Raw genomic sequence first — 14,478 nt, 5'->3', positions numbered from 1 at the left:
GTTAAGCACCTCCATATGCCAGGAAGGCATCTTCTATATTGGCCGCGCCGGTTTGGTGCATTAATTCTTCGGGTGTTCCTGCTGCAATGAGCTGTCCGTCTCTAATCATGCCCAGCCTGTCGCACTTTCCTGCCTCATCCATGACATGAGTGGTCACCAGGATGGTGGTCCCTTTCTCCTTCAGGCTTTTAAAAGATTCCCAGATGCTTTTTCTGAGGACAGGATCAATTCCAACAGTAGGTTCATCGAGAATGAGGAGACCGGGACTATGCAGAAGGGAAATGGCAAGCGAAAGTCTTCTCTTCATACCCCCTGAATAGTCGGAAACCATTTTATGAATGTGGTCTGTTAATGAAACCAATTCCATCACTTCATTCATCCGCTGCCTTTTTTCTTTGCCGCTTAACCCATACAGCGCTGCAAAGAAATCCAGATTTTCTTTTGCTGTTAAGTCGGTGTACAGAGCATCAGATTGTGCCATGTAGCCGATTCGTTTGATCAGGTCCAGTCTGGGCATTTTTTCGCTGAAAATATAATTTTCGCCCTGTGTTGGCTCTTCCAGGCCTGCCAGCTGTTTAACAAGCGTCGTCTTGCCTGCTCCGGATGGACCGAGCAGCCCGAAAATCTCACCTTCATAAATCTCAAGGCTGATGTCATTTAGAACCTTTTGCTTTCCGTAATTCTTGGATATGTGTTGAATGGAAACGATTGGACTATTCATTTGTTCACTCCTTTTTAAAAAGTGAGTAATCACTCACTAATATAATAAATGAATCACTAACTGTTTGTAAAGTGAGTAATCACTCATTTTTTAAGCGTGTTAATATTCTGCATGAGATGATCGTTTTGTGAGTTAAGTCACTTCATCCCAATCCGTACTTAGCTAGAATATTTCTTAAGAATGGTAAAAGCGGGGGATGGGAATGGAATATGAAAAGCAGGATCATAGGCCGTTAATCAATGAATTTTTAGGCAAGATTGAGATTTTTAAAGAGCTCCCCATTGAATCTCTAGAGCGGATCGATAATCGAATTATTAAGAAAGCTTATTTAAAAGGCGAAAGAATTATGTCTGAATATGAGGTTGCCAAAGGAGTTTACTTTGTGCACTCCGGTATTGTGAAGCTGACGAAGCAGGATGAACATGGAAATGAACTGATTGTCTGCATTAAGAAAAAGGGCGAGATTTTTGCTGAAGCCAACCTCTTTAACCAGGAGGGCCATACGTATCCTGCGACAGGTACAATGGTGCAGGATGGTGAAATCTATTTTCTGAATACTGATGAACTGGAACAGGAGCTTCTATATTCGCCGGAAATGGCCGTACAGATTATCCGCTTTATGAGTGAATCTCTGCGTGATATGACCTCCATTATGAGGGACATTGCGCTGCTTGATGTGTATACGAAAACAGTCCGGACTTTGGAAAGGCTCGCGGAAAAGTTCGGTGCCAACTACTGCAACCGGATGCACCTTGAACTTCCGATAACCGTTCAGGAATTCTCCACCCTTGTTGGAACATCCCGGGAAAGTGTCAGCCGTGTTTTTTCCAGGCTGAAAAAAGAAGGAATCATCGAAATTACAGGCAGGAAAATCGTTATTGTGGACTGGTGCAAATTTTGCTCCCTATACCGCCAGAAGCTGTAGGGCAATGCCATCTTTACTCCGTCCTGCTTTTTTGTTATATAATAGAGTCATAGACTTTATGACTCTGAGGTGCAAAGCATGGCTGATTTCCGTTCGAGTGAGATTATCAATAAACCTGTACATGAAGTATTTGATTATATGATTAAGATGGAAAATGTCTCTGAACTTATGCCGTTTGTCGTGAAAGTGGAAAAACAGACTGAGGGTGAGACCGGAAAAGGAACAAAGTTTGTTGAAACACGGATGGTCAGAGGGAAAAAGATTAGCGCGGATGTTGAAATCATTGATTTTGAACAGGACAAAACCTATACCACCCGAAGCAATGCCAATGGACTGATAGCCGAATATAAATATGATTTTCATGAAATAGAAGAAGGAACCCAGGTGGAGATGGAAGCAACCGTCAAAACCAGCGGGCTTGTTGCCAGATTGACGAAGCGATTCATCGTGAATATTGTGAAGCGGGAAGACGGAAGCCAGCTTCAGTATTTGAAGGAAATGATGGAGAAATAACAAGTAAAGGGAGCGGGAGGCTCCCTTTTTTCTATATTTTATAAGTCCAAAAGCGCTCTTTATACATTCTTGCCAGTACTTCCGGATCCTGATTTTTAATGCTTTCTTCCATGTTTGCTGCCATCAGCTGTGTCTGGGAGGCATGCGCCTTAATGGCTGCGATTTTCCGGTCGATAACCGCACTTACATCATTGACCACATCAGCCTGGCCGATTTCTTCCTCACAGTTATTGGAGAATGCCACACAGTGAACCTTCGGACGCTTGTCAGCAGGCAGCTCTTTTACCGCACGGATGACGGCCGCTCCTGTCGCGTCATGGTCCGGGTGCACAGCGTATCCCGGGTAGAATGTGATAATGAGGGAAGGATTCGTCTCGCCGATGATGGCTCCGAGCCTGTTCGCGAGCATTTCTTCATCTTCAAATTCGACGGTTTTATCCCGGTACCCAAGCATTCTTAAATCCCGGATTCCCAGAACCCTGGCTGCTTCCTCCAGCTCTTCTTTGCGGATTTTCGGCAGGGTTTCTCTGGTGGCAAAAGGGGGATTTCCCATATTACGTCCCATTTCTCCAAGCGTCAGGCATGCGTAGGTGACAGGTGTGCCATTATCGATATGTAAGGAAATCGTTCCTGATACGCCAAATGCTTCATCATCCGGATGAGGGAAGATGACGAGTACGTGTCTTTCCTTTTCCATCATGGTCGTGCTCCTTTCATTTATGTCCTCTTATTCAAAAGGAGTTTCACTAATTTGCAGGGCGACTGCCAGCTTGCCGCTGAAATCATGGCCGGCTAAAAGGAGCCTATTTTCTTCATCCACTTCAAAGTGGGTAATTCCTTCAGCATACACCCAGCCAAAATTCATTTTCAATCCAACCCGGTAAGGGCCCTTACCGGTGACCTTTCCATGTTCATAAACCAATTGGGCATTGCGGATATAGGCGCCTGAAGAAAAGAAGGTTTCATCAAAATGGGAAGCGTATGCCCCGTTTGTTGTTTCCAGATGAATAAAGACCTCTTTCCCGGCAAGGCGGTCGATCTCTTTTTGCACATGTTCCTTTACTGCTGGTTCCACTCTATAGTCCCCCTTTCCATTTTGCCTTGATATTATTGTCTAAAAACGGCATTTATACGTTTATCTTACTAAAAAAAGATACGAAAAGCGAAAAAGTTATCTCAGAAAGGGAAGCAAAAAAACCTCCAGCTTTGCAGACATAGGCCTTCTGTCTGTTTGAATTAATTCAGTAAACCCGAATAAATGGGAGTAAATAGAGCTATAGCCAAAGCAGGACTTCGGCCTTTTCCTGTTGAACTTATTTCTGCAGAAAAAGAAATAACCTTATGCGCAAGCAGAAATAACCGTTTGCAGTTTATGGACCTCAAAGAGAAGCCGTTTCACATAAATCCCATATACCTCGCCTTTCTAGAGCAGCCAATGATAAATGGAGGATTAAAATGAATACTGTTAGAGATCTCATAAGGCAAAGTAAGACCCTCACAGGGCCTTTCCCTGAATTTCCTATTAATGAAGCACCTGGGCTTCCGCATGAACTTTTTTTAGAATGGTTCCAAACAGCCATTGATCACGCTATACCTGAACCTCACTCAGTAGCTCTTTCCACAATAGATGAAAACGGAGCCCCGGATGCAAGAGTTCTGATTATAAAAGATGTTGACCAGGATGGATGGTATTTTGCCTCAAGTTCTTTAAGTAAAAAAGGAAAACAAATTGAGTTTAATCCAAATGTTGCCCTCACCTTTTATTGGCCGGGTGTTGGAAGGCAGGTAAGAATAAGAGGTAAAGCAATAAAGATGGATATAGACCAGAGTGCAAATGATTTTCTGAAACGGGGGATGATGGCAAGAGCTATTGCCCTGCTTGAAAAACAAAGCTCAGTATTAAAGGATCAGCTTGAATTTGAGGAGGCCCTGGCAGAAGGAATAAAACGAATCAAGCAGAAACCGGATTTGGTTTCTCCATCCTGGGTTTTGTATAGAGTAATGGCAAAAGAAGTCGAGTTTTGGCAGGCTGATGAAGAACGGAAGCATATCAGACTAAAATATACACTAGAGCATAATATGTGGTTAAGAGAACTATTATGGCCCTGATTTGATTCACAAACAGTCTACTGTAATATATCTATGTGTTTCATTAAACAAGCGTAAATCTTTAACCATTCTAAAAGAAAGGATCAGGTCTGCCATGCTGAAGAAAAACTTCGCAGTTTATGCCGGGTTTGCCTGGTGCATTGCATTTTCAATGATCACTTTCTACTGGTCAAGCGGAGGAATGCTTGGAGTGAAGACTCTTGGCGGCATTATCTATCAAAAGGCACTTTCGGGAGATGAGAACTTCCTTTCATTAGTTAGTTTAACAGGTTATATAAAACTAGCTGGCGGGTTGTTCTTATTGCTTCTCCTAAGGGATTGGCCAGGACGGACAGGACGGACTTTAACTTTTCTGGCCCTTATCTGCGGAGGTTTTTTGTTTTTATATGGCTTTGCAAACTTCACCACCCTAGTTCTTGATTCTGCAGGTCTTTTGAATCTTCATCTGGATGGCTATTCCCATAAGTGGAGACTTTTTTTCTGGGAGCCCTTCTGGATGCTGGGTGGAATCTTATTTATTATTTCGGGGGTGAATTTGAGAAGAAATGTCTAAGCGTCCATTTTTTGCTTAAATAAGTAATTTAAATAACTAAGGCTTGTTTACAAAAAAACAGAGCCCGCCCGGACTCTGTTCTCTCATTTTTATTCTGATTCAGTACGGCCTGCGCCATATTTGCGGTATGCACCCGGCATCGTCGGGCCAACATACTCATTCAGCTTGAAGCCATGGTTGATGGCGGCAGTAATGAAGTCCTTCGCGGTTTGGACCGCTTCCTTGACAGTCTTGCCTTTTGCAATTTCTGCTGTGATGGCCGAAGAGTAGGTGCAGCCTGCGCCATGAGTGTAAGTCGTTTCAACGCGTTCGCTCTCATAAAGAGTGAACTCTTGTCCATCATATAGAAGATCGACGGCTTTTTCGTGCTGAAGCTTGCTGCCGCCCTTGATTAATACATACTTTGCGCCAAGTTCATGAATTTTAACAGCTGCTTCCTTCATGTCTTCAACTGTCTTGATCGGACCGGTTTTAGCCAGTTGCCATGCTTCAAACAGGTTTGGTGTTACCACTGTTGCAAGAGGTACAAGCAAATCTCTTAATGCTTCGTTCAATTCAGGATGAATCGGCTCATCTTCGCCCTTACAGACCATGACAGGGTCGATGACAACGTGATCCAGGCTGTTTTCCTTAATGGTCTTTGCGGCAATCTTGATCACTTCTTCAGAACCGAGCATGCCTGTTTTCATCGCATCGATTCCTGTCGATATAATCGTTTCGATCTGTGTTTCCAGAATATCTGTAGAAATCGGGAACACATTGTGGCTCCAGTTATTTTTAGGATCCATCGTCACGATCGTAGTCAGCGCAGTCATCCCGTAAACGCCAAGTTCCTGGAAGGTCTTAAGGTCAGCCTGAATGCCGGCGCCGCCACTCGTATCTGAACCTGCGATCGTCATTACTTTTTTCATTGTCATATGCTAATTCCTCCTTGCTGATATCTTTTTCTAATTATAACAATAATTGAAAAAGGGAAAAACTATAACGGACCGATTAGATGATTTCACAGCATTAAGTTGTCCGCTAATGTTTTCAAAAATACAAAAGAGGTCAATGAAACAAAAATGGAGCTATTCTTCAAAGAAGAATAACTCCAGGTCAGTCTTTTAATTCACAGCTTCTACATCGCTTTTCTTCACGAATCCCAGACGATGGTTGTAAAAAATCTGATAGTATTCATCATTTCCCTTTACAACCTTATTCGTAGCCGGGTCATTATAATACTTCGCATGATAGTAATCGGACTGAATTGGTGCTGTTGCTGTATAGATTTGGCCAGCCGGCATCTGGTATAGAACCTGTGCTTTTCCTCTTGCCGATTCTGCAATTCCAGCCTCATCGTAAGCTGCGTCATCAGGATAGGCGGCGCCATATACAGGTATGGAATCAAGCCCTTCTTTTGGCGTGATGAGGGTCCCGCTGCCTGGGACGCTATTTTTATTGTTCGGATTATAGAACCAGGCTTTTTGGCCGCTGTAGTAAATAGCTGTCCAATCGCCTTCCTGACCGGCTTTATAGAAACTCTGTCCAATCGCAGCTTTATTGCCCCAGTCATTAATATTTTTTGTGCTGGTGCCGCCAGGATGAAGCAGGGGATCACTGACCAATGGTGCCTCAAAGCTTGGTTCGCTGTATAAATGAATCAGGCTTGAAGACTCAGGTTCCTGTTTAATTCCTCTGTACGTAAAGTCTGGCTGATTTGTATTGAAATTTGGGCGGATTGTGACGATATTACTGTCTTTGTCTCCGCTGCTTGGATTAATGGAAGCTCCAAGAAGGTCGAAAAAGTGTCCCCAATCCCAATAAGCGCCCGGATCCCAGTGCATGCTCCTATGTTTTGCTGTTGTTAAGCCAGGTATCTCATCATGGCCGATAATGTGCTGTCTGTCCAAAGGAATGTTGAATCGATCTGAAAGGTATCTTACAAGCTTTGCAGTAGAGCGGTACATTTGCTCACTGTACCAGTCTGCGCCTTCTGCAGCATATCCTTCATGCTCCAATCCAATCGAATGCATATTAAAATACCAGTTTCCTGCATGCCATGGCACATCTTCAGGACGTACCATCTGGGTGATTTTTCCGGTCTCTGAATCTATGACATAGTGTGCACTAACGTATGACGGATTCTGGAAGTGGCTGATGGCGGATTCAGCCGTGCCCTCAATATCATGGATAATAATATAGCGAATATCTAAATCGTCCTTTGGCCGATTGGCGATATCGTAGTTTCCGTAATTACTTGTGCTGCTCGAAAATTGCTTATAAGCAGCAGGAATGAAAGTGCAATCAAGCCCATTGGGACAGTCGGTATTTGTGTATTTGGTGTTGCGAAGAGGGATTGTGCCAGCTGTAGTCTTATTTGGTGTAATTTCCTTGGCGTTTAATACGACTCTTTGTCCATCAAGGTTTTTTCTGGCAGCACCTTGCTGAATGGTCTCAAAGACTTGATCTGCAAAGTCCTTAGCAATGACTTCCTGATCTGTTCCGCTGTATTTAACGACGGCACCGTACCAGTCTGCTGCATCGGAAGGGAGTTCCCCTGTCGTTTGGCGTGCAAACTCTGCTAATAGAGCTGCACCGCCCCGGATATTTTGTTCAGGGTCTTTTTTTAAGATTTCCGGATCTTCATTTAGAAGGTTTGCGGCTGTTTTAAGCGTGCTATTCTCGCTATCCGAAGCCGCAATGATCCCGTCGTCATGCTTGCCCCTGGCGCTCATGTCGGCTGGCAAATCTGCTAGATTCATAATGCCATAGCCTCCGACCTCGCTTTGGCCTTCATGGTGCTCCCAGCGTGACTGGTTGTAAGCGACGGCGAGAAGGACAGATTCAGGTACTTCAAATTCCTTCGCCGCTTTTTCAAATGCCTTTTGCAAGTGGTGCGATTCAATGCTGTTTTCTGTTGATGCTGCAGAAGTTGCGCTTGGTGTAAAGTCAGCGGGGATAGCCAAGAGGCTTGCGGTTAAGGAGAACGTTAAAATGGCTGATGATATCTTTTTAAATCTCAATGTATTCCCTCCCGTATATAGAAATATAGGGAGTTCTTTCTAATAGCTGAAGGGTTATACCTGCACATTACATGTCAAATGATTCCATCGGTTTATAGGTTTTTCTAAAAAAAGGTAATTGGTAGCAGGAAAGAGATGAGAAGAAAGTAGGGGGAGGGGTACAAAGCTATCCGGACATAAATTGAATGTGAGCGCACTCAAATGACATTTGGCAGGAAAAAAACAGTCTAGCAGGAAGAATACAGTCTTTACTGTTGGCCGGAAAACAGAAAAGCCGGCTCAAAAATGGATTGAGCCGGCTTTCTGCAGACAATCTGCAATGGCATATGTAAAGTTCCTTCAGGAAAGAGTAAATTTATACCCGATTCCCCTGACTGTTTGGATAAAGGGGTAATCAGAGTGCTCCGCTATTTTTTCGCGCAGATTTTTAATATGGACATCCACGGTCCTTTCATTAATTGCCTTTTCAGCCTTCTTGTAGATGGCATTGATCAGCTGCTCTCTTGAAAATACCTGATCTGGTTGAGTCATGAATACATAGAGAAGTTTGTATTCAAAATGGGTTAAATCTAATATAGCATCCTGATATTTGGCTATTCCTTTGATAGGTTTTAGCGTTAGGCCCTTATAGCTGATTTTGCTGCATCTGTTTGCGGTCCTTCTTAACACCGTTTCAATTCTGACAGTCAGTTCTTCCAGACTGAAGGGTTTGCCCATATAATCATCAGCACCCAGCTTAAGCCCCTCAATGCGATCCTTTTCCGATTGGCTGGCAGTCAGCATGATGATAGGAACATTGCTGTCCAGCTCATTGCGAAGCCAAAGGCAAATCTCTTTGCCATTTATGCCGGGAAGCATGATATCAAGTATGATGAAGCAGGGGTCATGCGTTAAATATTGTTCCTTTGCCTCGTATCCGTCTGAAGCTTCCAAAACCTCAAATCCTTCTCTTGATAGAGCCATTTTGATCAGCTTTCTAATCCGCTCTTCATCATCCACAACCAGGATTGTTTTCCCTCTTAATGGAAGACCGCTCAATGATATCGCCATCCTTTATTCAAGCTAAGTGTATTATACAGGAAAAGGCTCAGGTGAAAATGGAATAAGGCCCGGTAGTTGGCCGGGCCTCCAATATTACTTTTTCTCCTTATTCTTCTCCTTATTGCCTGCGAGTGTTTCATAAGCGGCATCATCAGGAGCATCACCCTTAGGCCAATCATAAATTTTATCAGGAAAATCAGGCCGGTCATGTGAATTAATGTAGGCAGCAAGGTTCATGGCTTCTTCATCTGTCAGGGTACCTTGAGAATAGCCGCCAGCTTCCATTTTCGGCATATAGGCTTGAATAAAGCCTGCTGCTGTCCGCAGCCGTGCCATACCGGCTCCGATATTATAGGAATTTTCTCCCCATAGTGCCAGACTGCCAGCATCGCCATTTTCCCCGTGGCAGCTGATGCAGGCTTTATTGTAGATCTCTCTGCCTGCTTCAATGTCAATATTATCGATATCGGCCTTGGATCTTTCTAATTTTGCCCAGGGCCTTTCTGTTGTTCCATCGGGCACATTTTGTGAGATATATTCATAGAAAGCGACCATTGCTTTCATCTCCTGGGATTCCTCAGGCAGAGGCTTGCCATTCATACTTCTCCTAAAGCACCCGTTAATCCGCTCTTCAAGTGTTACTTCCCTGCCTGCCCGCGGGTTGTATTGCGGATAAGTCTTTGAAATGCCTACCAGATCAAGGGGAGCTTCATAGCCTCCGCCAGCATGGCAGCTGGCACAGCTAAGGTTATTGCCTGAATAGCCATCAAGGGCGGTTGCTGTCTCTGTCACATATTTATAGCCAAGTTTAATGACTTCTCCTTCTTCACCCTCAGGAAGGTCCTCCATACTTGGAGGAGAATAAGGGTGCTTTTCTGCTTCCTCTGATGCCGGCTGGATGGCTGTTTCAGCGGCTTGGTTCTTTTCCTTACCAAAAATGACAAGATACGTAAGGCCAGTGCCTAAGATTAAAGACGATATAATTGCTATAACGGAGTAAGTGAAAACTTTATTCATTTTCCTGCCTTCCTCTCTTTAAACTCTTTATTTACCAATATTTGATTATGGCTTTAGTATAAAGAATGATTGTTAAGAATTGGTTAAGAAGCCATCTCTGGCTGTTTGAACAATTTGTGACGACACCATTTTGCCATACCTAAGAAACCGGCAGATCTTGATCAAAGAAACACATTGGATTAGATGGTAAAATGAAACCATAAGGATAGAATGTCGCTGTTCCACATCACACAAAGTCAGGTGAAGAATATGAGTACAACAGGCATTATTTTGGCAGGAGGGCAATCGAGCCGTATGGGGGAGAACAAGGCTCTGCTAAAAATACACGGAAAAACAGTGATTGAACGCATCGCAGATTCATTGGCTTCTTATACATCCCAGGTGATCGTCGTTGCGAATAAACAGGAAGAATACCGGTTTCTTGGGCTTCCGATAGTCAGTGACATATGGATAGAAAAAGGTCCGCTTGCAGGAATTCAAGCAGGGCTGTCAGCGTCATCAACCCAAAAAAATCTGATTGTTGCCTGTGATATGCCCTTCATATCCGTGGATTTAGGGAGAATTCTGCTAGAAGAACTAAACAGCCGTCAGGCCGCTGTACCGGAAATGGATGGCCGCCTTCATCCTCTGTTTGCAGCTTACCGAAAAGATGCTAAAGAAGCGGCTGAACATGCTTTGAGGAATAATCAATTAAGAATCCGTGAGTTTTTAAATGAATTAGACACCGCCATATTAAGGGATGAAGAACTGAAGAAGAGAGGTTTTCAAACCGAGGATGCCTATTTTTTTAATATGAATCATCCGGATGAGTACCAGCGGGCTCTAAAAATGGCAGCTGAAGAAGAAGGAAAATTAAATTAAGCAATCAGCCATTTCACTTCCGGCACAGGTTATGTCAAAATGAAACAAATAAGGCTAGATGAGTTTTTTTCTATAAAAGAGGTGATTCCATGAATTTTGAGATTTCAAAAGACCCGATCGATATTCAAAGTGTGATCGATAAAGTGGTACAGCGGGAAGCAGGGGCGATTACGACCTTCATCGGAACCGTCCGCGAGCTGACTCACGGCAAAAAAACACTGTACTTAATCTATGAAGCATACGAAGCCATGGCTGTGAAAAAACTGGAGCAGATTGGAACCGAGATAAAAGAACGCTGGAACGGGGCAGAAGTGGCCATTACCCACCGCACAGGCAAGCTGGATATTACCGATGTAGCGGTGGTCATTGCCGTTTCCACTCCACACCGAGCCGATGCTTATGAAGCAAACCGTTATGCGATTGAAAGAATTAAAGAAATTGTGCCGATCTGGAAAAAGGAACATTGGGAAGACGGCGAAGAGTGGATCGGCAACCAGCTGGAAACAGTAGCATATCCAAAAGGGAAACCGGAGGGGGAAGATTTAAATGAATAAAATCATGTTTTTTGCCCATTTGCGGGACCGTGTTGGAGAAGAGTCTGTAACAAGGGATGTCAGCGGTAAAACCATTGCTGAGCTGAAACAGCTGCTTGAGGAAGAATTCGAACTGAAGCTTGATTCAGTCATGTCAGCTGTGAATGAAGAATTCGCTTCAGATGATGAAGTCATTCAGAACGGAGATACGGTTGCTTTTATTCCTCCAGTCAGCGGCGGGTGATGCAGCTTTTATAGAGAAGAGAGGAGGGGCCCTATTGTCTGAAAGGTATTCACGTCAGACCTTGTTTGTGCCGATTGGAAAAGAGGGGCAGGAAAGAATCCGCTCTAAGCATGTGCTGATCATCGGTGCCGGCGCACTTGGCTCGGGAAATGCGGAATTGATGGCGCGTTCTGGGGCCGGCAAACTGACGATCATTGACCGCGATTATGTCGAGGAAAGCAATCTGCAGCGCCAGCAGCTTTTTGCAGAAAGCGATGCAGCGGAAAAAATGCCGAAAGCGGCCGCTGCAGAAAAACGGCTAAAACAGATTAATAGCGAGGTTGAGATCCGCTCAATTATTGGCGATGCTACTCCTGAAAAGCTGGAGGAGCTTGCTGAAGGGGTGGATCTGATTCTCGATTCAACTGACAACTTTGAAACCAGAATGGCCATTAATGATATCTCCCAGAAATATACTATTCCGTGGATTTATGGAGCCTGTGTCGGCAGCTTTGGCATGAGCATGACCATCATTCCAGGGAAAACGCCATGCATGAATTGTTTATTGAAAAAAATCCCGATACAGGGGATGACCTGTGACACCGGCGGAATTATCGCGCCTGCTGTGCAAATGGTCGTCGCCCATCAGGCGGCAGAGGCACTGAAAATTCTGGCTGAGGACTGGGAAGCAGTAAGGACCGGCATGGTCAGCTTTGATTTATGGCGAAACCAGTACACAAACATGAAGGTGTCAAAAGCGAAGGATGAAGGCTGCTTATCCTGCGGAAAAGAACGAACTTATCCTTACCTGCAGCCGGAAAATATGATGAAATCCACCGTTCTATGCGGAAGGGACACCGTTCAGATCCGCCCTCCAAAAGAACTGGAAATCGAGTTCACGGAAATCGCCCCGCAGTTGAAATCACTCGGCTATCAGGTAAAAGGCAATCCATATCTGCTTTCCGTCGACATGGAGGAGCAGCGGATGGTCCTTTTCAAAGACGGGCGCGCCCTGATCCATGGCACAAAGGATTTAGCGCATGCGAAGTCCATTTACCAGCGGATTATGGGGTAAGGTGAAACTTCAATCAGTGAGGTTGAACCAAAACTGGTGCTTATTTATCATATATAACCCTCTGCCTTTTCTGTAAAATAAAGACAAAAGGACAGAAGAGGTTAACGATGATTACATTTATGTATTTTTTCGGGTATTTATTTGATCAGCTGCTGGTTAATTTTATTGGGTTCATTATGATTCTATACAGTTTTATCATGCCGGTTACGCCATTGTATAAAAACAAGCGTCCTGCCGATTTGATTGTTCATATCAGCCGGATCCTTTTCGCTATCATTCTCCCTTTCCTGAATTTCTTTTACTTTTTATTCAATAGCGGAGACTGGGCAACAGGGAACGGCATAATAGCCCCGGAGCATTTTTATACGTTCTTCTGGCTTCAGGCAGGGTTGATTGTATTGCCTGAACTCGTATTTTTCACCCTGTCGAAAGTCAATAATACCAGAGTATGGTGGTATGTACTGTACCCGATTCTGCTTATAGGGTTATGGGTTTGGATGTTTTAAGGGCACAAAAAAAGCGATGAAGAATCTTCATCGCTTTTTCCATTTATTTTACTTCATCTGTACCGACAATAACTAATTTGCCTTCATCCAATACTTTTTCATATTGTTCTGCTTCTACCGTTGTTAACCCAACAGATTCAAATTTTGAACGAAGCTCATCTCCGCGCTTTTTGAAGACATTTCCGACAGAATCGAATAAGCCCTGTTCCTTCATGCCGACTTCGCCTGTATCTGTCGCATCAGATAGGTGCTCGGAGCGATCCTTGTCATGTGCGAAGATATAGATGTTTTCCTTATTGAATCCCTGGCTTTGCAGCATTCCAATTGCATCAGTAGCTTGTACACCATTTTCGACAACTTCGATTTTATACATATATAACATCCTCCTTTAAAGATTTGCAGATTTATTTTTAAGGGCAGCTCGTCCTGCCCGTTCTATATATTACATATCCGCTTTGAGATTTTTTAAACATGTAGGCAAGAATGATAGATTATGGCATGATAGCCATTGGGTATGAGAATAACAGTTCAAATAAGAGGAGGGAGAGTTGGCAAATGAAGCGTATCTTAAGAAATGATTGGCAGGAGATTTTGGCAGAGGAGTTCGGGCAACCCTATTACCTTCATCTTCGTGAATTTTTGAAAAAAGAATATGAGGAGCAGACCATTTATCCGAAGCAGGAGGATATATTCAATGCACTCCAATATACAGCTTATAAAGATGTAAAGGCAGTGATATTGGGGCAGGATCCTTATCATGGACCGGGGCAGGCACATGGATTAAGCTTTTCGGTTCAGCCTGATGTAAAGCTGCCTCCTTCACTAAAAAATATATTCAAGGAAATGCAGGAGGATCTTGGCTTCAGCGTGCCAAATAATGGCTATCTATTAAAATGGGCCCAGGAAGGGGTACTGCTCCTGAATACCGTTCTGACCGTCCGCAAAGGGCAGGCGCACTCGCATAAGGGGCAAGGATGGGAAACGTTCACCGACACGGTTATCCAAAAGTTGAATGAGCGGGAACAGCCTGTTATTTTTATCCTATGGGGCAAACCGGCACAGGAAAAAGAAGTGCTGATTGATGCTACCAAACACTTTATCATAAAATCACCGCATCCCAGCCCGTTTTCGGCAAGAAAAGGGTTCTTTGGGAGCAGGCCATTTTCAAGGACGAATGAAATCTTAAAGAAGCTTGGAGAGGAGCCAATTGACTGGCAGATTCATAATCTCTGATTCTTTTCGCCATGTTTCACGTGAAACATACCGTTTTATGCAAGAAGTGCTCGAAATATGCTCTGTGCACAAAGGAGAAAAAATGAGTTCACAGAAAATCGATTGTTTTAAGTGCAACTATTTCTATGTGACCTGGGATCGAAACCATCCGAAAGGCTGCAGG

At 43.8% G+C, this 14,478-nt stretch carries 18 protein-coding genes; 10 read left to right on the top strand and 8 right to left on the bottom strand.

All coding sequences use genetic code 11. The annotated features are described in order from the left end of the window. Position 1: 1 nt before the first annotated feature. Positions 2 to 721, bottom strand: a complete 720-nt coding sequence (locus tag NYE23_RS24080; protein ID WP_341081937.1) for an ABC transporter ATP-binding protein — start codon at positions 719 to 721, stop codon at positions 2 to 4. Between the two features lie 202 nt (positions 722 to 923). Between NYE23_RS24080 and NYE23_RS24075 the strand changes: the two genes are divergently transcribed. Both NYE23_RS24075 and NYE23_RS24070 read left to right on the top strand, forming a co-directional pair. Further along, positions 924 to 1,646, top strand: a complete 723-nt coding sequence (locus NYE23_RS24075) for a Crp/Fnr family transcriptional regulator (protein WP_076257012.1) — start codon at positions 924 to 926, stop codon at positions 1,644 to 1,646. Positions 1,647 to 1,724: 78 nt separating this feature from the next. Beyond that, positions 1,725 to 2,159: an SRPBCC family protein gene (locus tag NYE23_RS24070; protein ID WP_341081934.1), complete on the top strand. Its 435-nt coding sequence runs from the start codon at positions 1,725 to 1,727 to the stop codon at positions 2,157 to 2,159. A gap of 31 nt (positions 2,160 to 2,190) precedes the next feature. Here the strand turns inward: NYE23_RS24070 and bshB2 are convergent, their stop codons facing one another. Continuing rightward, on the bottom strand, positions 2,191 to 2,856 hold the full coding sequence (bshB2, locus tag NYE23_RS24065; protein WP_341082083.1) for a bacillithiol biosynthesis deacetylase BshB2: 666 nt from the start codon (positions 2,854 to 2,856) through the stop codon (positions 2,191 to 2,193). 30 nt (positions 2,857 to 2,886) lie between these two features. Further along, positions 2,887 to 3,234 (bottom strand): YojF family protein, encoded by a 348-nt coding sequence (locus NYE23_RS24060; RefSeq protein WP_226618774.1) that lies wholly within the window; start codon positions 3,232 to 3,234, stop codon positions 2,887 to 2,889. A 380-nt stretch (positions 3,235 to 3,614) separates the two neighbouring features. On the opposite strand from NYE23_RS24060, the gene NYE23_RS24055 reads away from it, so the two are divergent. Both NYE23_RS24055 and NYE23_RS24050 read left to right on the top strand, forming a co-directional pair. Further along, complete coding sequence (locus NYE23_RS24055; protein ID WP_341081928.1) at positions 3,615 to 4,268, top strand: pyridoxine/pyridoxamine 5'-phosphate oxidase; 654 nt, start codon at positions 3,615 to 3,617, stop codon at positions 4,266 to 4,268. Between the two features lie 94 nt (positions 4,269 to 4,362). Then, a complete protein-coding gene (locus NYE23_RS24050; RefSeq protein ID WP_341081926.1) occupies positions 4,363 to 4,821 on the top strand; it encodes a DUF3995 domain-containing protein in 459 nt (152 codons plus the stop codon). A gap of 89 nt (positions 4,822 to 4,910) precedes the next feature. Here the strand turns inward: NYE23_RS24050 and pdxK are convergent, their stop codons facing one another. The 4 genes from pdxK to NYE23_RS24030 form a co-directional block, all read right to left on the bottom strand. Next, positions 4,911 to 5,738 carry a pyridoxine/pyridoxal/pyridoxamine kinase gene (pdxK, locus tag NYE23_RS24045; protein WP_341081924.1) on the bottom strand — a complete coding sequence of 276 codons (828 nt, stop codon included), beginning with the start codon at positions 5,736 to 5,738 and terminating at the stop codon, positions 4,911 to 4,913. Positions 5,739 to 5,927: 189 nt separating this feature from the next. After that, entirely contained in the window at positions 5,928 to 7,826 is a 1,899-nt protein-coding gene (locus NYE23_RS24040) for an N-acetylmuramoyl-L-alanine amidase (RefSeq protein WP_341081922.1), read from the bottom strand. A 339-nt stretch (positions 7,827 to 8,165) separates the two neighbouring features. Then, the gene (locus tag NYE23_RS24035; RefSeq protein ID WP_226618772.1) at positions 8,166 to 8,864 is read right to left on the bottom strand and encodes a response regulator transcription factor; all 699 of its coding nucleotides are present in this window, start codon (positions 8,862 to 8,864) and stop codon (positions 8,166 to 8,168) included. A 96-nt stretch (positions 8,865 to 8,960) separates the two neighbouring features. Then, a complete protein-coding gene (locus NYE23_RS24030) occupies positions 8,961 to 9,884 on the bottom strand; it encodes a c-type cytochrome (RefSeq protein WP_341081916.1) in 924 nt (307 codons plus the stop codon). A 249-nt stretch (positions 9,885 to 10,133) separates the two neighbouring features. Between NYE23_RS24030 and mobA the strand changes: the two genes are divergently transcribed. From mobA to NYE23_RS24005, 5 genes are all read left to right on the top strand, one after another. After that, on the top strand, positions 10,134 to 10,745 hold the full coding sequence (gene mobA / locus NYE23_RS24025) for a molybdenum cofactor guanylyltransferase (protein WP_341081914.1): 612 nt from the start codon (positions 10,134 to 10,136) through the stop codon (positions 10,743 to 10,745). 89 nt (positions 10,746 to 10,834) lie between these two features. Next, the gene (locus tag NYE23_RS24020) at positions 10,835 to 11,299 is read left to right on the top strand and encodes a molybdenum cofactor biosynthesis protein MoaE (RefSeq protein WP_341081912.1); all 465 of its coding nucleotides are present in this window, start codon (positions 10,835 to 10,837) and stop codon (positions 11,297 to 11,299) included. Then, on the top strand, positions 11,292 to 11,522 hold the full coding sequence (gene moaD / locus NYE23_RS24015) for a molybdopterin converting factor subunit 1 (RefSeq protein ID WP_341081910.1): 231 nt from the start codon (positions 11,292 to 11,294) through the stop codon (positions 11,520 to 11,522). Before NYE23_RS24020 ends, moaD begins: the two co-directional genes overlap by 8 nt. A 34-nt stretch (positions 11,523 to 11,556) precedes the next feature. Further along, positions 11,557 to 12,576: a thiazole biosynthesis adenylyltransferase ThiF gene (locus NYE23_RS24010; protein ID WP_341081907.1), complete on the top strand. Its 1,020-nt coding sequence runs from the start codon at positions 11,557 to 11,559 to the stop codon at positions 12,574 to 12,576. 107 nt (positions 12,577 to 12,683) lie between these two features. Next, positions 12,684 to 13,082 carry a hypothetical protein gene (locus tag NYE23_RS24005; RefSeq protein ID WP_341081904.1) on the top strand — a complete coding sequence of 133 codons (399 nt, stop codon included), beginning with the start codon at positions 12,684 to 12,686 and terminating at the stop codon, positions 13,080 to 13,082. Positions 13,083 to 13,125: 43 nt separating this feature from the next. On the opposite strand, the gene NYE23_RS24000 is transcribed toward NYE23_RS24005, so the two are convergent. Continuing rightward, on the bottom strand, positions 13,126 to 13,455 hold the full coding sequence (locus NYE23_RS24000) for a general stress protein (protein WP_061793333.1): 330 nt from the start codon (positions 13,453 to 13,455) through the stop codon (positions 13,126 to 13,128). Positions 13,456 to 13,637: 182 nt separating this feature from the next. Between NYE23_RS24000 and NYE23_RS23995 the strand changes: the two genes are divergently transcribed. After that, positions 13,638 to 14,315, top strand: coding sequence for a uracil-DNA glycosylase (locus tag NYE23_RS23995; RefSeq protein WP_341081901.1), 678 nt, complete (start codon positions 13,638 to 13,640; stop codon positions 14,313 to 14,315). The last annotated feature ends 163 nt before the right edge of the window (positions 14,316 to 14,478 follow it).

It is taken from the genome of Cytobacillus sp. FSL H8-0458, assembly GCF_038002165.1.
Classification (GTDB): domain Bacteria; phylum Bacillota; class Bacilli; order Bacillales; family Cytobacillaceae; genus Cytobacillus.
This window is presented reverse-complemented; position numbering and strand designations above follow the sequence as displayed.